The sequence below is a fragment of the Coprococcus sp. AM97-35 genome, from assembly GCF_027697525.1.
Lineage (GTDB): Bacteria > Bacillota > Clostridia > Lachnospirales > Lachnospiraceae > Allocoprococcus > Allocoprococcus comes.
In genome coordinates this window covers 1-21,499 of the sequence record NZ_JAQESL010000027.1, presented here as the reverse complement: position 1 = coordinate 21,499, position 21,499 = coordinate 1, and the positions used below count along the sequence as shown (strand labels likewise).

General features: G+C 42.6%; 19 protein-coding genes. 18 read left to right on the top strand and 1 reads right to left on the bottom strand.

What is annotated here, in order from left to right:
- The first annotated feature begins 156 nt into the window (after positions 1-156).
- The 13 genes from PG840_RS14080 (at position 157) to PG840_RS14020 (ending at position 12,573) form a co-directional block, all read left to right on the top strand.
- Complete coding sequence (locus PG840_RS14080; protein WP_055158195.1) at positions 157-1,086, top strand: substrate-binding domain-containing protein; 930 nt, start codon at positions 157-159, stop codon at positions 1,084-1,086.
- 20 nt (positions 1,087-1,106) lie between these two features.
- Entirely contained in the window at positions 1,107-2,000 is an 894-nt protein-coding gene (gene pstC, locus PG840_RS14075) for a phosphate ABC transporter permease subunit PstC (protein WP_008368514.1), read from the top strand.
- An 88-nt stretch (positions 2,001-2,088) separates the two neighbouring features.
- Positions 2,089-2,880, top strand: a complete 792-nt coding sequence (pstA, locus tag PG840_RS14070; RefSeq protein WP_416387036.1) for a phosphate ABC transporter permease PstA — start codon at positions 2,089-2,091, stop codon at positions 2,878-2,880.
- A 13-nt stretch (positions 2,881-2,893) separates the two neighbouring features.
- Positions 2,894-3,643 carry a phosphate ABC transporter ATP-binding protein PstB gene (gene pstB / locus PG840_RS14065; RefSeq protein ID WP_055158199.1) on the top strand — a complete coding sequence of 250 codons (750 nt, stop codon included), beginning with the start codon at positions 2,894-2,896 and terminating at the stop codon, positions 3,641-3,643.
- Positions 3,644-4,300, top strand: coding sequence for a phosphate signaling complex protein PhoU (gene phoU / locus PG840_RS14060; protein WP_270206023.1), 657 nt, complete (start codon positions 3,644-3,646; stop codon positions 4,298-4,300). It abuts the gene before it with no gap.
- A gap of 22 nt (positions 4,301-4,322) precedes the next feature.
- On the top strand, positions 4,323-5,003 hold the full coding sequence (locus PG840_RS14055) for a winged helix-turn-helix domain-containing protein (protein WP_055249350.1): 681 nt from the start codon (positions 4,323-4,325) through the stop codon (positions 5,001-5,003).
- Positions 4,993-6,309, top strand: coding sequence for a sensor histidine kinase (locus PG840_RS14050; RefSeq protein ID WP_117836253.1), 1,317 nt, complete (start codon positions 4,993-4,995; stop codon positions 6,307-6,309). The genes PG840_RS14055 and PG840_RS14050 overlap by 11 nt, the downstream gene beginning before the upstream one ends.
- Positions 6,310-6,513: 204 nt before the next feature.
- Positions 6,514-7,218, top strand: a complete 705-nt coding sequence (locus PG840_RS14045) for a TetR/AcrR family transcriptional regulator (protein WP_008368506.1) — start codon at positions 6,514-6,516, stop codon at positions 7,216-7,218.
- 139 nt (positions 7,219-7,357) lie between these two features.
- A complete protein-coding gene (gene pta, locus PG840_RS14040; protein WP_118219555.1) occupies positions 7,358-8,347 on the top strand; it encodes a phosphate acetyltransferase in 990 nt (329 codons plus the stop codon).
- 219 nt (positions 8,348-8,566) lie between these two features.
- Positions 8,567-9,898, top strand: a complete 1,332-nt coding sequence (gene glnA, locus PG840_RS14035) for a type I glutamate--ammonia ligase (RefSeq protein WP_270206029.1) — start codon at positions 8,567-8,569, stop codon at positions 9,896-9,898.
- 37 nt (positions 9,899-9,935) lie between these two features.
- Positions 9,936-10,481, top strand: coding sequence for an ANTAR domain-containing response regulator (locus tag PG840_RS14030; RefSeq protein WP_270206022.1), 546 nt, complete (start codon positions 9,936-9,938; stop codon positions 10,479-10,481).
- A gap of 23 nt (positions 10,482-10,504) precedes the next feature.
- Complete coding sequence (dapF, locus tag PG840_RS14025) at positions 10,505-11,332, top strand: diaminopimelate epimerase (protein WP_117559128.1); 828 nt, start codon at positions 10,505-10,507, stop codon at positions 11,330-11,332.
- 26 nt (positions 11,333-11,358) lie between these two features.
- Positions 11,359-12,573: an LL-diaminopimelate aminotransferase gene (locus PG840_RS14020; RefSeq protein WP_270206021.1), complete on the top strand. Its 1,215-nt coding sequence runs from the start codon at positions 11,359-11,361 to the stop codon at positions 12,571-12,573.
- A gap of 731 nt (positions 12,574-13,304) precedes the next feature.
- Here the strand turns inward: PG840_RS14020 and hydF are convergent.
- Positions 13,305-14,552, bottom strand: coding sequence for a [FeFe] hydrogenase H-cluster maturation GTPase HydF (gene hydF / locus PG840_RS14015; RefSeq protein WP_270206020.1), 1,248 nt, complete (start codon positions 14,550-14,552; stop codon positions 13,305-13,307).
- Between the two features lie 409 nt (positions 14,553-14,961).
- Between hydF and PG840_RS14010 the strand changes: the two genes are divergently transcribed.
- The 5 genes from PG840_RS14010 (at position 14,962) to PG840_RS13990 (ending at position 21,385) form a co-directional block, all read left to right on the top strand.
- Positions 14,962-15,792: a transporter substrate-binding domain-containing protein gene (locus PG840_RS14010; RefSeq protein ID WP_118199596.1), complete on the top strand. Its 831-nt coding sequence runs from the start codon at positions 14,962-14,964 to the stop codon at positions 15,790-15,792.
- A 46-nt stretch (positions 15,793-15,838) separates the two neighbouring features.
- A complete protein-coding gene (locus PG840_RS14005) occupies positions 15,839-16,483 on the top strand; it encodes an amino acid ABC transporter permease (RefSeq protein ID WP_008368496.1) in 645 nt (214 codons plus the stop codon).
- On the top strand, positions 16,480-17,223 hold the full coding sequence (locus tag PG840_RS14000) for an amino acid ABC transporter ATP-binding protein (RefSeq protein WP_442872459.1): 744 nt from the start codon (positions 16,480-16,482) through the stop codon (positions 17,221-17,223). The genes PG840_RS14005 and PG840_RS14000 overlap by 4 nt, the downstream gene beginning before the upstream one ends.
- Positions 17,224-17,572: 349 nt before the next feature.
- Positions 17,573-18,958 (top strand): sodium-dependent transporter, encoded by a 1,386-nt coding sequence (locus tag PG840_RS13995; protein WP_270206018.1) that lies wholly within the window; start codon positions 17,573-17,575, stop codon positions 18,956-18,958.
- 237 nt (positions 18,959-19,195) lie between these two features.
- Positions 19,196-21,385, top strand: coding sequence for a PTS transporter subunit IIABC (locus PG840_RS13990; RefSeq protein ID WP_270206017.1), 2,190 nt, complete (start codon positions 19,196-19,198; stop codon positions 21,383-21,385).
- The last annotated feature ends 114 nt before the right edge of the window (positions 21,386-21,499 follow it).

The window sequence follows — 21,499 nt, the reverse complement described above, 5'->3', positions numbered from 1 at the left end:
ACTGACTGTTCCTGCTTTTTTGACACTGAACAGAAAAAATCATATTTAACAAAAACTTTACACAGCCAGGATTTCAGATTTTACAACCATTTTATATGATAGAGACCGTGAAGAAAAGAAAAAACAAAAACACATAAAACGGAGGATTTTAGTATTATGAAATTCAGAAAATTAATGGCAGTAGCACTTGTAGCAGCAATGGCAGCAACAATGGCAGTTGGATGCGGAGGATCATCATCTGACAAGAGCGCAGAGGGCAGTACGGATAACAGCAGCGCAGATAGCGGAAGTGATTTTGATACATCAAATGATATCACAATCGTATCCCGTGAAGATGGATCCGGTACAAGAGGAGCTTTCATTGAGCTGTTCGGAATAGAAGAAAAACAGTCAGACGGAACGAAAGTAGATATGACAACAACAGATGCGCAGATTACAAATAATACATCGGTAATGCTTACAACTGTAGCAGGTGACGAATATGCAATCGGTTATGTATCACTCGGATCTTTAAATGACAGCGTAAAGGCTCTGAAGATTGACGGAGCAGAAGCCACAGCAGACAATATCGAAAATGGTTCTTACAAAGTGTCAAGACCTTTCAATATTGCAGTGAAGAAAGATCTTGATAATGAAGTTGCAAAAGATTTTATGGCATATATTATGAGTACAGAAGGACAGGAAATCGTATCAAATGAAAAATACATTCCGGTATCGGATGTAGAAGCTTATGCAGGATCAAAACCATCTGGAAAATGTGTAGTAGGTGGATCTTCTTCTGTATCACCGCTGATGGAAAAACTGATTGAAGCATATAAGAAAGTAAACCCAAATGCAGACATTGAGCTTCAGACTTCAGATTCTACAACAGGTATGACATCTACGATCGAAGGAAGCTATGACATCGGTATGGCATCCAGAGAACTGAAAGATGACGAAGCTTCAGAACTTGAAGCAACAGTAATCGCAACAGATGGTATTGCAGTGATCGTAAATAAAGCTAACACGGCAGATGAGCTTTCAGCAGATCAGGTAAAATCAATCTATGTTGGGGATGTTACAACATGGGATGAAGTTTCCAAATAAATAAAAGAGGAAATTAAAGAATGAAATCAAAAGCATGGACTGAAAAAGTCATGCAGGGAGTGTTCTTCATTGCCGCCTGCACTTCGGTGCTGGCGGTAGCTCTCATTTGCATCTTCTTGTTTGCAAATGGAATCCCTGCAATCAGACAGATAGGATTTGTAAAATTTATAACCGGTGATATCTGGCGTCCGGGAAATGAACTTTTTGGTATTTTTCCGATGATCATCGGAAGTATCTATGTGACGGCAGGAGCAATTATATTTGGTGTGCCGATCGGAATTCTGACTTCGGTATTTATGGCTATGTATTGCCCGAAGAAAATTTACAGACCGTTAAAAGCAGCAACTGAACTGCTTGCGGGAATTCCGTCAGTTGTATATGGTTTCTTCGGCATGGTGATCGTAGTTCCGATCATTCGGGACTTCGGAAGAACTTTAAAGATGATGGGATTGGTTGAAAAATCCGGAGATGGAAAAGGAATCCTGACTACATCAATTGTACTTGGTATGATGATCCTTCCAACGATCATCGGGACAACAGAAAGTGCAATGCGTGCAGTGCCACCACAGTACTATGAAGGCTCGCTGGCACTTGGCGCAACCCAGGAAAGAAGTATTTTCAAAGTTGTGATTCCGGCGGCAAAGTCCGGTGTGATCACAGGAATCGTACTTGGAATCGGACGTGCGATCGGTGAGACCATGGCAGTTATTATGATTGCAGGAAACCAGCCTAGACTGGTCAATAATATTCTGCTCGGTGTCCGTACTCTGACTGGTAATATTGTAATTGAGATGGGATATGCGACCGGACTTCACAGGGAAGCGTTGATTGCTACAGGAGTTGTACTTTTTGTATTTATCCTGATCATCAATTTTAGTGTTGCGCTGCTTAAGAGGAGGGGTGAACATGAGTGATCAGACGAAAAAACCTGTTTATATCAACCGGGAAAATTTTACAGATAAGATAAAAAGCTATCTGAGACATCCGGGATCCATGATTTTGATGTTTCTTGTGATGCTTGCGACATTTATCACGTTTGCACTGCTCCTGTTCCTGATTTTTTATATTTTGATCAATGGAATTCCGTATATTAAACCGTCATTATTTTCATTACATTATACATCGGACAATGCATCTGTTATACCGGCATTGATCAATACGGTTGTTATGACACTGCTTTCGCTTTTGATCGCAGTACCATTTGGTATTTTTTCAGCAATCTTTCTTGTGGAATACGCAGGAAAGGGGAATAAATTTATCGAAGTGATCCGCCTGACGACGGAGACTCTTTCGGGCATTCCGTCTATCGTATATGGTCTGTTTGGTATGCTGTTCTTTGTAAATACGCTGAAATGGGGATTTTCCGTTCTGGCAGGTGCATTTACTTTATCGATTATGATTCTTCCGCTGATCATGCGCCAGACAGAAGAAGCACTTAAAGCAGTTCCGGATTCTTACAGAGAAGGAAGCTTTGGACTTGGAGCCGGAAAGCTCCGTACTGTATTCCGTATCGTGCTTCCATCGGCAGTTCCTGGAATCCTTGCGGGTGTGATCCTTGCCATTGGACGTATCGTAGGAGAGACGGCAGCACTGATTTATACAGCAGGAACGGTTGCACAGGTGCCAAAGAATGTACTTGGTTCCGGTCGGACACTGGCAATCCATATGTATATGCTGTCAAGCGAAGGGCTGTATATGAACCAGGCGTATGCGACAGCTGTTATTTTGCTTGTACTGGTTGTTGCGATCAACACCCTTTCCGGTGTGGTTGCGAAGAAACTGACGAAAGCATAGAGAGGAAAAGAAAATGTCAAAGATAAGTGTAAAAAATCTTGATTTATATTATGGCGATTTCAAGGCACTGAAAAACATTAACCTTGAGATCGAGCCAAATAAGATCACCGCGTTTATCGGACCGAGTGGTTGTGGTAAATCCACACTTCTCAAGTCGATCAACCGTATGAATGATCTGGTAGAAGGATGCCGGATTGACGGCGAAATCCTTCTGGACGGACAGAATATTTTTAAAGGAATGGACGTAAATGTCCTGAGAAAAAGAGTCGGAATGGTATTCCAGAAACCAAATCCATTCCCGATGAGCATTTATGATAATATTGCTTACGGACCGAGAACGCATGGAATCCGTTCAAAGGCAAAACTGGATGATATTGTAGAAAAATCACTGCGTAATGCAGCTATCTGGGACGAGTGTAAGGACCGTCTGAAAAAGAGTGCACTTGGCATGTCCGGTGGACAGCAGCAGAGACTTTGCATTGCACGTGCACTTGCAGTAGAACCGGAAGTACTTCTGATGGATGAACCGACTTCCGCACTGGATCCGATCTCAACATCCAAGATAGAAGACCTTGCGATGGAATTGAAAAAAGATTATACTATCGTTATGGTAACACATAATATGCAGCAGGCAGTCCGAGTGTCGGACAATACCGCATTTTTCCTTCTTGGAGAAGTTGTAGAATATAATGATACTGAAAAATTATTCTCGATCCCGTCCGATAAGAGGACAGAAGATTATATTACAGGGAGGTTTGGTTAAATGCGGAACAGATTTGACAGACAGCTGGAAGAACTTAATGAGATGCTTATTCATATGGGAGAACTTTGCGAGACGGCAATTGAGGAAGCGACAGGAGCCCTGGAAGGGCATGATATTGCCAGAGCAAAGGCTGTCATTACAGCAGACAGCGAGATCGATCAGATGGAAAAAGAAATTGAAAATCTCTGCCTGAAGCTTTTACTTCAGCAGCAGCCGGTAGCGCGGGATCTGCGAAGAATCTCGGCATCACTTAAGATGATCACGGATATGGAACGTATCGGAGATCAGACTGCGGATATCGCAGATATTGTGATTGCAACAAAATCAACAGAGGAAAAGAATCTGACGGATATTAACCGGATGGCAGAGGCGACTGTAAAGATGGTAAGAGACAGTGTATCTGCCTATGTACAGAAAGATCTGGAGCTTGCAAGAAGAGTCATGGTAGCAGATGATGAGGTAGATGATCTTTTTGATCTGGTAAAAGGAGATCTGGTAAAATTTATTTCCGATCACAAAGGAAGTGCCGGAGATGAGGCAATCGACCTGATCATGATCGCAAAATATCTGGAGAGGATCGGAGATCATGCAACAAATATTGCAGAGTGGGTTGAATTTTCAATTACAGGTATTCATGCAGGCGGAACTGCAATCTAAAAGAAATTAAAGGAGAACGAGAATGATTTTTTGTGTGGAGGATGAAGCGAACATCCGGGAATTAGTAGTATATACACTTGAAACTACGGGATTTGAGGCCCGTGGATTTGAAGAAGGCACATCATTCTTTGAAGCTCTGGCAGAGGAACTGCCAGAGCTGATTTTGCTTGATATCATGCTCCCGGGAGAAGATGGAATGGAGATCCTGAAGAAGCTGAAGACTTCCGGGAGAACCAAAGATATTCCGGTCATCATGGTTACGGCAAAGGGTGCAGAATATGACAAGGTCATGGGATTGGATGCGGGAGCAGATGATTATGTGACCAAACCATTTGGAATGATGGAACTGGTATCCAGAATCCGTGCAGTACTCAGACGGACATCGAAAAAAGAAGAGGATGATACCTATGTGCTGGGTGAGATCCGCATGAACCGTAAAAAGCATGAAGTAACGGTAGCGGGAGAACCGGTAGCATTAACATTGAAAGAATATGAGCTATTGAGAAAACTTATGGAGAATCAGAATATTGTTCTGACAAGAGATAAATTACTGGAAGAAATCTGGGGATATGATTTTGACGGTGAGACCAGAACGGTAGATGTCCATGTAAGAACCTTGCGCCAGAAGCTGGGACAGGCAGGAGAATATATTGAGACTGTCCGGGGGGTTGGATACCGTATAGGAGAGATCGATGCGAAATAGAATCCAGAAAAGTATGATTTTTGTGGTTACGATGTCACTCCTGATCTCGTATATTCTGGTTACTCTGGTTATTTACCGGCAGGCGCTGGATATCCGGCGCAGTGAACTGGTTCAGGAGGCAGAATATATCCGGGCGGCAATAGATATATCCGGAGAAGAATATTTTGGCACCATGGATAAGGTCAGTAGGCGCACCAGGGTAACATGGATCGATAAAGACGGAAAAGTACTTTATGATACCGGAAATGATCAGGAAACGCTGGCAAACCACAAATCAAGAAAAGAATTCAAAGAGGCATTGGCAAATGGCAGTGGGCAGGATATCCGTATGTCAGACAGCAAAGGACAGGAGATGTACTATTATGCGTTGAAGATGGATGATAGCTCTGTCCTGCGTGTGTCAAGAGGCATGGATACGGTCTGGAATACAGCATTTATGATCTTACCGTATATGATTGCGATCGGGGTCATGATGGGGTGTGTTGCATGGTTTATGACAAGGCATCAGGTGAAAAGGCTGATTGCACCGATTAACAATTTGGATCTGGAAGAACCACTGGAAAATGATGTATATGAAGAGTTGCATCCGCTGCTTGAAAGAATTGACAGGCAGAATAAAGAAAAAGCAGCAATTGAACAGATGAGGAGAGAATTCTCTGCAAATGTTTCCCATGAGCTGAAGACTCCTCTGACCTCGATTTCGGGATATGCAGAAATTATGATGAACGGTCTTGTAAAATCGGAAGATATGCAGGGATTCAGTGAACGGATCTATAAAGAGGCAAGCAGGATGATCACCCTGGTCGGTGATATTATCAAGCTGTCAAAACTGGATGAGGGCAGTGTGGAGCTTGAAAAAGAGAATGTGGATCTGTATCAGATGACAAGGGAGATCGTGAGCCGTCTGGCACTTCAGGCAGAAAAACACAGAATACAGGTTGAAGTGGTAGGAGAACATGTGGAATGTTTTGGAATCCGTCAGATCCTGGATGAGATGATCTACAACATCTGTGAAAATGCCATCAAATACAATAAAGAAAATGGAAAAGTAAATATCTGGGTTGGAAATACACTGAACGGGAAAAAGGTCATTGTCCAGGATACCGGAATCGGAATCCCAAAAGAGCATCAGGAGCGTATTTTTGAGCGTTTTTACCGGGTGGATAAGAGCCATTCCAGAGAGACCGGCGGAACAGGTCTGGGTCTTTCAATTGTAAAGCATGGAGCACTTTTGCATAACGCAGAAATCCATGTGGAAAGTGAAGAAGGAAAAGGTACAAAAATGGAGCTTATTTTTCATTGTTAAAAAACTGTTTACAATTGGGAAATTAAAGGTATAATGTATAGAAAAAAGCTATGAAATATTATAGCTTTTTTCTATTTTATATCAAAAACAGAATCATGTATAATAAAGAGTAATATGACTAAAATTAAAAAATGGTTGAATTCGGTATGGAAGAGTGCCGGATACAATCTGTGTAGAGATTCACATGGAAAATGAGAGGCAACTATGGAAGAACAGAAGCAGAGTACGAGCAGCAATTATTTTAAAGGATTATCCAGAAGGGATTATATCCAGAAAGCACATGAGATCATTCAGCAAGAAGGGATTCAGGCAGTATCTATCCGCAGGATTGCTAAGGAGATGGGGTGCTCATCAGCAAGTCTGTACAGGTACTTTGATAATGTGTCTGAACTTTTATACTATGCAGAACTCAGAATTTTAACCGGTTACATAGACAGGCTGAATGAGGCTGAGAAATCCTGGAAGAATATGTGGCAGGTATATGTAGGTGTGTGGGATTGTTATGCAACGGAGGCATTTCATAATCCGGAAGCATATAATCTGTTATTTTTTGAGTATAACAATGTAAAACTCAAAGAAGCAATGCGGGAATATTATGAAATGTTTCCGGAAGATATTGTAAATGTTAACCGCTTTTTCTACAATATGCTTCAGACACCAAGCTTTCTGGCACGTGATTTTGAGATGTGCAAGCGGTGTATCAATGTTGGTGGTATTACATATGACAATGCAGTAAAATTAAACCGGATGGTGTGTATGCTCTTTGAAGGCTATTTCAAAGATGTATATGAAAACGGGATAGAGGAAGAGCAGATTCCGGAACGTGTAAAACTGATGGTAGATGATGTAGATACGATCGTTATGGCTCTTGCCAACAATCTGAAAGGCTATAAAGGATACCGTAAATAAGGAAAAAACGCCGGTTTTTGGTTATTTTTAAATACAATCCTTGTTAAAAATTTAATTAAATTGCAATCCAAAAAAAACGTGGTAAAGTATATGTGAAAGTATCGAACACACGAAATAAGGAGGCAATTTAATGGACAATATGAAAGGCTTCGGCATGATGATTCATGAGCTGAAGAAAAATCCAAAAACGATCGTTTTAACAGAAGGAACAGATGAGAGAATTCTTGAGGCAGCTTCCCGTCTTTTAGCAGGAAACTTCCTTACACCAATTCTTGTTGGAAATAAAGAAGCAGTATTAGAAGCAGCTGAAAAGTATGGATACAACATCCGTGGCGGAGAGATCATTGATCCGGATGATTATGAGAGATTTGACGAGATGGTAGAACTGTTCTGCGAACTTCGTAAGAGCAAAGGTGTTACACCGGAGCAGGCAGCAAAGACACTTAAGAGCAACAACTATTTTGGAACCATGCTGGTTAAGATGGGAGTTGCAGATGCACTTCTTGGAGGAGCTACTTACTCTACAGCAGATACCGTACGTCCGGCACTTCAGCTGATCAAGACCAAACCGGGATCAAGCTGTGTATCTTCCTGCTTCATTTTGGTTCGTCCGTCAGCTACAGGTGAGAACGAAGTTCTTGCTATGGGTGACTGCGCGATTAATCTCAAACCAACAGAGGAGCAGCTTGCAGAAATCGCATGGGAAGTTGCAGAATGTGGTAAACACTTTGGTATCGATCCAAAGGTTGCATTCTTAAGCTACTCTACACTTGGATCTGGAAAGGGTGAAGATGTAGATAAGATGCGTAATGCAGCAGCAAAAGCAAAAGAACTGTATCCTTCACTTCCGATCGAAGGAGAGCTTCAGTTTGATGCAGCTGTATCTCCGCGTGTTGCAAGAACAAAATGCCCGAACAGTGAAGTAGCAGGTCAGGCAAATACATTTATCTTCCCGGATATCAACGCAGGTAACATCGGATATAAGATCGCACAGAGACTTGGTAACTTTGATGCATACGGACCGATCCTTCTTGGTCTTAATGCACCGATCAACGACCTGTCCCGTGGATGCAATGCAGAAGAAGTTTATTCTATGGCAATCATCACAGCAGCACTCGTAGAAGACTAAGAGTATTGACAAATATTCAGACGAAAATTATAATATAACAAACAAGGGCGTTTTCAAAATGGATTGAGAACGCCCTTTTTGTGGATGCGATGAGCCAAGTGCAGATTTGTGCTTGCACAACGGATCTGCATTTGGCGAATGTACATCACCTGGCGGTTAAGCGAGATGGTGTGAATACGCCATTTTATGAGTAGTAAAAACGGGAGGATTTGTATGAGTATGAAAAATTATACGAGAGAAGATATCCTGAATCTTGTCGAGGAAGAAGACGTGGGATTTATCAGGCTGCAGTTCACCGATATTTTCGGAACAATGAAGAATGTAGCGATTACAGTAAGCCAGCTTAAGAGAGCACTGGATAATAAATGTATGTTTGATGGATCTTCGATAGAAGGATTTGCCAGAATCGAAGAATCGGATATGTATCTGCACCCGGATCTGAATACATTTGAAATTTTCCCGTGGCGGCCGCAGCAGGGAAAGGTTGCAAGATTTATCTGCGATATTTACAGACCGGATGGAACAGCTTACGAAAGCGATCCGAGACATGTTCTTAAGAAGGTACTTTCCGAGACAAAAGAGATGGGATATGACTTTAACGTAGGACCGGAATGCGAATTTTTCCTGTTTGAGACGGATGATGCGGGAAATCCGACGACGATTTCCAATGAACGTGCAGGATATTTTGATCTGGGACCTTTGGATCAGGGAGAGAATGCAAGACGTGATATTGTTCTTACAATGGAAGATATGGGGTACGGTGTGGAGGCATCTCATCACGAGATGGCACCGGCACAGCATGAGATCGACCTGGAATATACAGAGGCGATGGATGCAGCAGACAATATCATGACATTTAAGATTGTTACCAAAACAATCGCAAAAAGACATGGGCTTCATGCTACATTTATGCCAAAGCCAAAGGATGGTATCCATGGCTCAGGAATGCATCTGAATATGTCTCTGTCAAGAGACGGAAAGAATGTTTTTGCAGATGAAAAAGATCCGAATGGTCTGAGCCAGGAGGCTTACTATTTTATCGGCGGACTTATGAGACATATTAAAGCGATCAGCTTTATCACAAATCCGATCGTGAATTCCTATAAGAGGCTGGTTCCCGGATATGAGGCACCGGTATATATTGCCTGGTCAGCCAATAACCGGACTCCTCTGATCCGTATTCCACGGGTATCAGGGGAAAGCACAAGAGTCGAACTCAGAAGTCCGGATGGTGCAGCAAATCCATATCTGGCACTTGCCGTATGTCTGGCTGCCGGAATGGAAGGAATTAAAAACAAGATCCTGCCGCCGGAGAGTGTAGATGAGAATATTTACGAAATGACAGATGTGGTGAAAAATGCACTTGGAATTGAGGAGCTTCCGGCAAGCTTAAGAGAAGCAATCACAGAATTCCAGAAAGATCAGTTTATGCAGGAAGTACTGGGAGAAGAACTGTCACAGAAGCTGATTGAGTCAAAGCGTGCAGAATACAGAGAATACCGCACTCAGGTTACAGAATGGGAAATTAATGAGTACTTACAGAAATTCTAAAGAAACTTTCCAATTCTAAAGGCAGGAGGCTGGTATTATGAGCAGTATTATTGTTGTATTTCCAAAAAAGGAGATTGCAACCAATATTCGCAATATACTGGTACGAAATGGATTTGACGTGATTGGTGTGGGGGTAACCGGAGCACAGGCGGTTCAATTGGCAGATAATCTGGATGATGGAATTGTAGTTTGTGGTTATAAAATGAAAGATATGTTATATAATGAATTGAGAGATTATCTGCCGGGTACGATTGAGATGCTTTTGATCGCATCGCCGGAGAAATGCAGTGACAGGACTCCGGGAGTGATCAGCCTGTCGATGCCGTTTAAGGTATTTGATCTGATGAATACGATCGAGATGATGGCACAATCGATCAGCAGGCGGAGAAAGAAAAGAAGAGCAGAGCTTAAGAACCGAAATCCGGAGCAGCAGGCACTTGTAAAAGAGGCAAAGAGTCTTCTGATGGAACGTAATAATATGACGGAGGAAGAAGCGCATCGCTATCTGCAGAAATGTAGTATGGAGAGCGGTGTCAATATGGTGGAGACAGCTCAGATGGTACTTAGTATTATGGCGGAATAAAGGAGATTGAAGAGGCAGGATATATGATCTTTACAAAAATGCATGGTCTTGGAAATGATTATGTGTGTATAAACTGCTTCAGAGAAAGGGTGGAAGATCCACCTGGATTTGCAAGAGCGCTTTGTGACAGGCATTACGGAATCGGAGCGGATGGTCTGATTCTGATATGTCCGTCAAAGGTGTCTGATTTTAAAATGGAGATATACAATTCGGATGGATCTGTTGCCGGGATGTGCGGCAATGGCATCCGATGCCTGGGAAAATATGTATATGATTACAGACTTACCGGAAAGGAAACTCTCAGTATCGAGACGAAATCCGGAATTCGTAACATGCACCTTCATATTCAGGATGGGAAAGCCTGCGGTGCTATGGTAGATATGGGTGTTCCAAGACTGAACGCACATAGCATTCCAATCCTGAGTGAAAAGGATCTGGTGATCAATGATCCGATTGAGGTACAGAAGAAGAACTACCGCATGACCGGGATTTCGATGGGAAATCCGCATGCGGTAATCTTTTCAGAAGAGATAAACGGGATTTCTCTGGAAGAGACAGGAAGGGAGTTAGAATTTCATCCGAGATTTCCGGAGAGAGCAAATATCGAGTTTTGTCATGTGACTGCGAGGGACCGGATGGAGATCCGTGTGTGGGAGCGGGGTGTTGGTGAAACGCTTGCCTGCGGAACCGGAGCATGTGCAGCAGTTGTGGCTTCTGTGCTGAATGACTTGACAGATGAGGAAGTAATCGTTAAATTATTAGGTGGAGAGTTATCTGTCAGATGGGATCGTAAGGTGAATCATGTATTTTTGGAGGGGCCTGCGGTTAAAGTATTTGATGGTGTACTATAAAGATCAAATCACAAAGGAGACGACATATGTACAGTGTAAATGAAAACTACTTAAAGTTACCGGGAAGCTATCTGTTTTCCAATATTGCCAAAAAAGTTGCAGCGTTCTCAGCAGCGAATCCGGATGCACCGATCATCCGTTTGGGAATCGGTGATGTAACACAGCCGCTTGCACCTGCGATCATCGAAGCGCTTCACAGTGCAGTTGATGAGATGGCACACGCAGAGACATTCCACGGATATGCACCGGATCTTGGATATGAATTCTTAAGAAGCGCGATCGCAAAGAATGATTTCCAGGCAAGAGGATGTGATATTGCTGCAGATGAGATCTTTATCTCAGACGGAGCAAAGAGTGATTCTGGAAATATCCAGGAGATCTTTGGACCTGACTGCAGAATCGCAGTAGGAGACCCGGTATATCCTGTATATGTGGATACAAACGTAATGGCAGGACGTACCGGAACTTACGATCCAAAGACAGAAACATGGAGCAATGTAATCTACATGCCTTGTACAGCAGAAAATGGATTTGTACCGGAACTGCCAAAAGAAGTACCGGATATGATCTATTTATGCTTCCCGAACAATCCGACCGGAGCGGCTATCACAAAAGATGAACTCCAGAAATGGGTAGATTATGCAAATAAAAACGGGGCAGTGATCATTTATGATGCTGCATATGAAGCATATATCACAGAGGAAGATGTACCACACAGTATTTTTGAATGTGAAGGAGCAAGAACCTGTGCAATCGAACTTAGAAGTTTTTCTAAGAATGCCGGATTTACAGGAGTACGTCTTGGCGCAACAATCATTCCGAAAGACCTTAGGTGTGGAGATGTGATGCTTCATTCGCTGTGGGCAAGACGTCACGGAACAAAATACAATGGAGCACCTTATATTGTACAGAAAGCCGGAGCTGCTGTTTATACAGAGGCCGGAAAAGCACAGATCAAAGAGCAGATCGCATACTATCAGAAGAATGCAAGAACGATTTATGAAGGTCTGAAGAATGCCGGATACACGGTATCCGGAGCAGTGAACTCACCATATGTATGGTTAAAGACGCCGGATAACATGACTTCATGGGAATTCTTTGATTTCCTTCTTGAAAAAGCAAATGTAGTCGGAACTCCGGGATCAGGATTTGGACCGAGCGGGGAAGGATACTTCCGCCTGACAGCATTTGGAAGTTACGAGAATACGTTGGAAGCGATCAAGAGAATTGAGAATATTTAATTGAAAATCTGGCTGCAGGGACGGGCGTCGGATCACGGTGTGGATTTGGCGGTGGACTCTGGCGTGAACAGCCTGTAACATGAAAAGAAAGAGAAAAGTGTGATACCAGACTCATTCGACGGAAAATTTGATGATTTTCCATCTCAGGAGTCTTCGGAGTTTCGTACTTGGGGTACGAAATCCGATCACACTTTTCTCTTTTTTTCATTAACAGGCTGTAACACGCCGCCATATACCGCCAAATCCACACCGTGATCCGACGCCCTTGGCGCTGCAGACAATTTAAAATGATACCTGGCTTTAAGCTTTATTCAACCGTTATGTGTGTCTATACCAAAACAAAATCACTCATAACATATAAGCCAGAACAAAAGTAAATATAATAAGAATGGATTTCAATTCTGAACAAACAATCCTTCCATCCACAGCGAGGCGCATCTATGATGCGCCAATGCGGAAGCTTTGAATAACGTAAGGGTGAAGTGGGGACGAGGTGACGGTTTCACGCCATTCGTAAGAGCCGTGCAGTCTGTTCATTTAATCGGGACGGAAATTGTGACCAGATTTCGTACTACAAGTACGGAATCTGAGGACTGCCTGAGCCGGAAAATCATTAGATTTTCCAGCGAATCAGTCCGGTGTCGCAACTTTCGTCCCGATTAAATTTTACAGAATGCAGGCGATGAAGACCGGCGTGAAACCGTCACCTCGTCCCCACTTCGCCCGTAACCTTATTCCAAACTTCCCCTAACCGGTATGAGACTCCGCTCCAATACCCCTTTCAGGTGAGCAATAGCGGTTCCGTAGTTCGTGATCGGTACGCCCTGATCTTCGGCGCATTTGAGGCGATACTGCATTTCGCGTTCGTTCAGGGTGCAGCCACCACAGTGAATAATGAGTTTATAAGGTGAGAGATCTACCGGGAATTCGGTCCCGCTTGTGAATTCAAAGTGCAGGTCTATATTTCCGGTATGCTGGCGGATCCAGCGAGGAAGCTTCACTGTTCCAATGTCATCACATTGCCTGTGGTGGGTGCAGCCTTCACAGACGAGGATTTTGTCACCATCTTCCAACTTGTCCAGCATCTGTGCACCTTCGACCTGAAGCTTCAGATTTCCTTTGTATCTGGAAAGCAGGATGGAAAAAGAGGTCAGTGGAATATCTTCCGGTGTATCGGCAGATACTTTGGCAAATGCCTGGCTGTCAGTGATGACAAGGCGTGGCTTTTTGCCAAGAGACGAAAGTGTTTCCTTCAATTCTGTGTCACGGGTTACAATAGAGATTGCACCAGCCTCCAGTACATCGCGGATGGTCTGCTGCTGTGGGAGGATCAGACGTCCTTTTGGGGCGGCAGAGTCGATCGGGACGACCAGAACGACAAAATCATTTGGATTTAAAAGATCGCGGACGAGATATTTATCCTGATCTTCTTCCGGAGCCTGGCTTGCGATCAGTTCTTTTAATTCATGAATATGGTATCCGGTTACTGTGCTGACTTCGATACTGTTGGAAGCATCTATATGAAAAGAAGCATCCGGCATAGAATCCAGGTTCGGACAGACTGCGCCATTTTCAGCAGAAGAGCAGAGGTCAGATTTATTTTTTACCACAACGTAAGGGATCTTCTTATCCTGTATTTTCTTTAAGATGGATAAATCTTCTGGTGTCATGCCAAGAGAGGCATCGATTACCAGAACAGCGATATCTGTTTTGTTTAAAATCTGGTAGGCTTTTTTGACACGCAGTTCACCGAGTTCTCCGATGTCGTCAAGCCCCGGGGTGTCAATGATCACGACAGGTCCGAGGGGAAGAAGTTCCATTGCCTTTGGAACCGGATCGGTAGTTGTTCCGAGAACATCAGATACAATGGCAAGATTCTGTCCGGTGATAGCGTTGATGATGCTGGATTTTCCGGCATTTCTGCGACCGAAGATACCGATATGTACACGATCTGCAGAAGGGGTGCTGTTAAGACTCATAGTTTTTGTAATCTCCTTTTTTGTATTCTTTTTGCGCAGGAATTCCTTTGCAGTCAGTTTGAATCTGAAAATAGTGTAACACATATACTATAGAAAATCAATTTTGTGAAAATTTACTTAAAAGAAACATATAAAACTGGCAATTTTGGATAAAAGTTTCATTGACTAAAGTGTGAAAGTACGGTAAAATAATCACAAGTTCATAAAGAACAGAACAGACAAGGATGTCGCATCAGATGCGGCATCCTTTTTGTATTTCAGAAAAGAAAGTAATCAGAAGTGCAAAGTAATTTCTCAAACAATCCCGGGAACGAGAGAGTGTCTGCGGACGGAAATGCAAGGGCGCATTACAAAAGAATTTGTGATGCGCCCTTACGTTTTCACTACACAGTTAAGGAGGATTATTATTATGAAAAAAAGATTAATAGCAGTTTTAATGTGTGCAGTAATGATAACAGTACTTGGAGCAGGATGTGGAAGTAAAAAAGAAGATACAAAGGAAACCTCTGATACAAAGAAAGAATATACAGAAGACGAGCTGAAGGACAGCATGAAAGGTGTCAAACTGAAAGTCGGAACAACCGGACTTTTCGGACCATTTACATACTATGATGAGGACGGAAAGACGCTGATCGGATATGATGTTGATCTGTTAAATGATCTGCAGGAGCTTCTGGGATTCGAAATCGATGGTGGCCTCCAGGCAATGGATTATTCGGCACTTACTACTTCACTTGCTGAAAATAAACTGGACATCGGAGCAGCAGCACTTTGTGCAACAGATGAAAGAAAAGAAGTTATGGACTTCAGTGATATCTATTGTGATTCCGGTCAGGTCGTTATGGTAAATAAAAATGACGATAAAGGAATTAAGAGTGTTGATGATCTGAAGGATAAAAAAATAGCCGTTGAAAAGGGAACCGCATCTCATACTTATGCAAGCAAGAACCTTACAAGTGCAACTCTCGAAGTACATGACACGATCACAACTGCATATGAATCTTTGGAGCAGGGAAAAGTAGATGCTGTTATTCAGGATGGACCTGGAGCATATTTCTATATTAAGACAACACCGGACAGCAACCTGGAGGTAGTCGGGGATGAGTTTAATCAGGGCCAGGCACCGTATTGCGTAGCAATTTCTAAAGAATGCAAATATTATGATGAAATCAATGCAGCTGTAAAGGTACTGATTGATAATGGCACAACAGATGAACTCTATGCGAAATGGTGTGAATAATCAAAGAACAGACAGCAACTAAAAAGAAGATAGGATGAGATAGTATATGGATATGACTTTTTTGAATGTTTTACTTCCAATGATGTTTGAGGGATTAAAACTTACGATTTTAATTGCTGTTGTCGGTATCACAATTGGCTTCCTGATCGGAAGCCTCTGTGGATACCTGCTTCAGTCGAAATATAAAATAGGGAAAGCAATTGCAGAAGTTTACATCTGGATCATTCGTGCGACACCGCTTATGGTGCAGGCTTTATACGGATATTTTGTAATTCCGAAGCTTTTGGGTGTCGATATTGGAAGCACTGCAGTGGGAATTGGCGTTATCGCACTGAATTCCGGTGCATTTATTTCAGAAATTGTAAAAGGTGCGTTGATGAGCATTGATCCGGGACAGAAAGAAGCAGGTGCATCACTTGGACTTACAAGTGCACAGACGATGATCCATCTGGTTATCCCACCGGCATTTAAAGCGGCACTTCCGGCATTATTTAACCAGTTTATCATTTCTGTTAAGGATACCGCACTTTTATCTGCGATTGCGGTTAATGAGATCACGCATCAGGCACAGGCGTATGCAGCGTTGAGCTTTAAAGCAATTCCTACATACACAGCACTGGCAGCGTTTTATCTGGTGATACTTTCGGTACTGATAATTGTCCAGAAACAGATAGAAAGGAAAATGAGGTGATTGGTATGATTAAAGTAAATCATTTGTCGAAGAAATTTGGGAACCTGGAGGTATTAAAGGATATCAATCTTGATATCAATGAAGGTGAAGTGGTCTGTATCATCGGACCTTCCGGATCTGGAAAGAGTACTTTCTTAAGATGCATCAATCAGCTTGAAAGACCGACAGGCGGAACCGTACAGTATGAGGGAAAGAATCTTCTCGATAAGAATTGTGACATCCGCAAATTCCGTGAGGAAGTCGGAATGGTTTTCCAGAAATTCAATCTGTTTCCGCTTAAGACTGTTGTTCAGAATGTTATGATGGCACCAATCCTTACCAAACACATGAATAAGGAAGAAGCGCATGCAAAAGCACTGGAACTTCTGGATAAGGTAGGATTAAAGGATAAAGCGGATGTATATCCGAGTACACTTTCAGGTGGACAGCAGCAGAGAGTTGCCATTGCAAGAGCACTGGCAATGAAACCGAAAGCGTTGTTGTTTGATGAGCCGACATCGGCGCTGGACCCGGAACTGGTAGGAGATGTACTTGATGTTATGAAATCTCTTGCGAAAGAAGGAATGACGATGATCGTTGTAACACATGAAATGGACTTTGCACGTGATGTGGCAGACCGGGTCATCTTTATGGCAGACGGATATGTTGTTGAAGAAGGCAGACCGGATGCAATTTTTACAGCACCAAGAGAGAGAAGGACGCAGTCATTCTTATCCCGTGTTCTTCCGGCAACTGCATAAATAAGACGTTTTGTAAAAATTATTGATATACTACTCATAAAGGGGCAGGTGAGAGCCTGCCCCAGTGTAAAAAAGATCAAGAAAATGAGTAAAATACTTCCATTGACTTTCCTATATCCGATTGTTAAAATAAGAAGAAAGCTAAAGAAGGGACCTTCGCCATACGGCGGAGGTGTTTTTAGCTTATAGAAAAATATAATTTCTATATTATGATGTAAGTGTCAAAAGTATCAATTGCGTTTGTGCTCGCACAAATAAGCAATTGATACTTATTGACACTCACATCATATTATTAAAAAGCTGGAGATGGTGTGTACGGAGGCACCACTGTAAAAGGAGTGTAGAAAAGATGGAAAAGAAGAGGAGTAATTTTACCGGCTCGATCGGATTCGTGCTGGCGGCTGCGGGAAGTGCAGTCGGGTTGGGGAACATCTGGAGATTCCCGTATCTGGCAGCAAAAGGTGGAGGCGGAGTGTTTATTCTGTGCTATGTGGTACTGGCACTTACCTTTGGGTTTACGTTGCTGACAACAGAGATCGCGATCGGACGTAAGACAGGACAGAGTCCGCTTACTGCATATGAACAGATGCATAAAGGATGGGGAGGAATTGGTGTGCTTGCATGTGCAGTACCGGTTATCATTCTTCCGTATTATTGCTCGATTGGTGGATGGGTACTCAAATATTTGTCGGCATTTCTCACAGGTCATGGAGCGCAGGCAGCAGAAGACGGATATTTTACAGGCTATATTACACAGGTCGGACAGCCGATCATATGGATGCTGATCTATGTGCTTATTACGGCAACGGTTGTTTATAAAGGAGTAAATAAAGGAATTGAAAAATACAGTAAGATTCTGATGCCGATCCTGTTTGTACTGATTGCGGGAATTTCTGTATTTTCTCTTACCCTGAAACATACAAATGCAGATGGAGTGACAAGAACCGGTATGCAGGGACTGGCGATTTACCTGATCCCGAATTTTAGAGGGATGACGGTTAAAAGTTTCCTTTCGGTTGTGATGGATGCATTGGGACAGCTTTTCTTCTCAATCAGCGTGGCGATGGGAATTATGGTTACTTACGGATCCTATGCGAAGAAAGAGACCAATCTGATGAAGTCGATCAACCAGATTGAGTTTTTTGATACGCTTGTAGCGCTTCTGGCAGGACTTATGATCATTCCGGCTGTTTATACTTTTATGGGAACCGAAGGAATGTCTGCAGGACCGGGACTGATGTTTGTATCTCTGCCAAAAGTATTTAAAGCAATGGGGGCAGCAGGAGTGTTGGTAGGAATTGTATTCTTTCTGATGGTATCTTTTGCAGCGGTTACTTCTTCTGTATCTGTTATGGAGGCAATCGTATCAAGCATGATGGATAAATTCCATGTATCCAGAAAAAAAGGAACGATCCTGACTACTTTATATGGAATGATCGTTGGTGTGATCGTATGTCTTGGATACAACAAGCTTTATTTCGAACTGAAACTTCCGAACGGCACGGTAGCGCAGATTCTGGACGTGATGGATTATCTCAGCAATAACTGTCTGATGCCGATGGTGGCACTGCTTACCTGTATTCTGATCGGATGGATTGTAAAACCAAAAGTGATCATCGATGAAGTGACACTTGGCGGATACAGGTTTGGCAGAGAAAAGCTTTATGTTGCAATGATCAAGGTAATTGCACCGTTGATGCTTCTGATTCTTTTAGTGCAGTCCGTAGGATTATAAAAAGAAAATTTCAGAAAAGGCTTGACATTTAGTGGAAAATAAATTATTGTAAGTTACAGATTTTGGTGTGTAACTGTACGGCAGGCATTAACCATACATAGATATTATTTTGATATTTGTGTGGGGTTAATGCCTTTTTTGCGTTAAAAATTCGAATAAAAGGCTTCCACGAAAGAAAATAATATCATAGGCATAAGCCAGGTAATTAAAATTTCTTGAGGAAAAGGAGTACATGCAATGAAAGACAAAATTTTTGGCGTATTGCAGCGAGTTGGAAGATCCTTCATGCTTCCGATAGCAATTCTTCCGGTAGCGGGTCTGCTGCTGGGATTCGGTAGCTCGTTTACCAATGCTACCACAATCCAGACTTATGGTCTGGAGAAAATTTTAGGAGACGGAACCATCCTGAATTCGTTACTCATTATCATGAACAAAGTAGGAAGTGCTGTATTTGACAACTTGCCACTGATTTTCGCGGTTGGAGTTGCAATCGGTATGGCAAAGAAAGAAAAAGAAGTAGCGGCACTTTCTGCATTGATCGCATTCTTTGTTATGAATGTTGCAATCAATGCAATGCTTGTGATCACAGGAGAGATTACCGCAGATGGAACGATCGCTTCGAATGTACTGGAAGGAACCATCACTTCTGTTTGCGGAATCCAGTCCTTACAGATGGGTGTGTTTGGTGGTATTATTGTAGGACTTGGTGTTGCTGCTCTGCATAACCGTTTTCACAAAATCGTTCTTCCAAATGCGTTATCATTCTTCGGAGGGTCCAGATTTGTTCCGATCATTTCTACACTGGTGTACATGTTTGTTGGGATTGGAATGTATTTTGCCTGGCCGGTTGTACAGAATGGAATTTATGCACTTGGCGGACTGGTAACCGGAAGCGGATATCTGGGAACCCTGATTTTTGGTATTATTAAGAGAGCTTTGATTCCGTTCGGACTTCATCACGTATTTTACATGCCATTCTGGCAGACAGCAGTCGGTGGAACAATGGAAGTTGCGGGACAGATGGTACAGGGAGGACAGAACATCTTCTTTGCACAGCTTGCTGATTCTGCAAATATCGCACATTTCAGCGCAGATGCGACCAGATATTTCTCAGGTGAATTTATCTTTATGATCTTCGGACTTCCGGGAGCGGCACTTGCGATGTACCGCTGTGCAAAACCGGGAAAGAAAAAACAGGCAGGAGGACTTCTCCTTTCTGCAACACTTGCCTGCATGATGACGGGTATTACAGAGCCACTGGAATTCTCATTTCTTTTTGTTGCACCGGCACTTTTTGCTGTACAGGTAGTGCTTGCAGGTTCTGCTTACATGATCGCGCATATCCTGAATATAGCAGTAGGACTTACCTTCTCTGGTGGTTTTCTGGATCTGTTCCTTTTCGGTATCCTGCAGGGAAATGCAAAGACAAGCTGGCTTCGGATCATTCCGGTTGGAATTATTTATTTCTTCCTGTATTATTTTATCTTCAGTTTCCTGATCAAAAAGTTTAACTTCAAGACACCGGGACGTGAAGATGATGATACAGAGACAAAATTATATACAAAGGCAGATGTAAATGCCAGAAAAGAAGCAGGAAAAGAAACAGCAGGGAATACAGGAACCGCAGATCCGGTAAGTGAGGCAATCACACAGGGACTTGGCGGAAAGAAAAATATCAGTGATGTGGATTGTTGTGCAACAAGACTTCGTATCACAGTTCATGACGCAGCCCGCGTAAATGATGAGATCATCAAGACAACAGGTTCCAGAGGAATCGTGAAAAAGGGACAGGGTGTCCAGATCATTTATGGTCCTCAGGTAACTGTGATTAAGTCTAAACTGGAAGATTATCTGGAAACAGCTCCGGATGAATATTATGAGAGCGCTGCTGTGTCAGAAGAGAATTCAGCCGAAGAAAATACAGATACTGTAAATGAAAATAATAAAACACGGGAAAAAGTGGTAAATACAATTGTTGTATCCAGCCCGATCACCGGTATGGCAGGCGATATTACAACCTGTCCGGATGAAGGATTTGCAGGAAAAATGATGGGTGACGGAGCCGTTGTTACACCGGAAGATGCTGTGATCTGCGCACCGGAAGATGGAGAAGTGCTTTTCGTATTTGAAACAAAGCATGCACTTGGATTCCAGACAGAAAGCGGACTTGGCATGCTGCTTCACATCGGTATTGATACCGTATCTCTGAACGGTGAAGGATTTGAAGTATTTGTAGAAAATGGTCAGAAAGTGAAAAAAGGTGATCCGCTTATGAAGATCGATATTCCATTCTTGGCTTCACATGCACCGTCTCTTTGTTCGCCGGTACTTTGTACAGAACTGGAAGAGAATCAGAGCGTACGTCTCCTTGCAACGGGAGAAGTAAAAGCCGGCGATCCATTATTTGCCGTAGACACAGTAGAATAGAACAGCGAAAGCTGTTTTAATAATGACGGCGCTTTGAAAAGCAAAGCGCTGTCAAAAGATAAACTAAAATGAAAAAAGAAAAGGAGAATTTATCATGAAAGAATTTAAGTATGT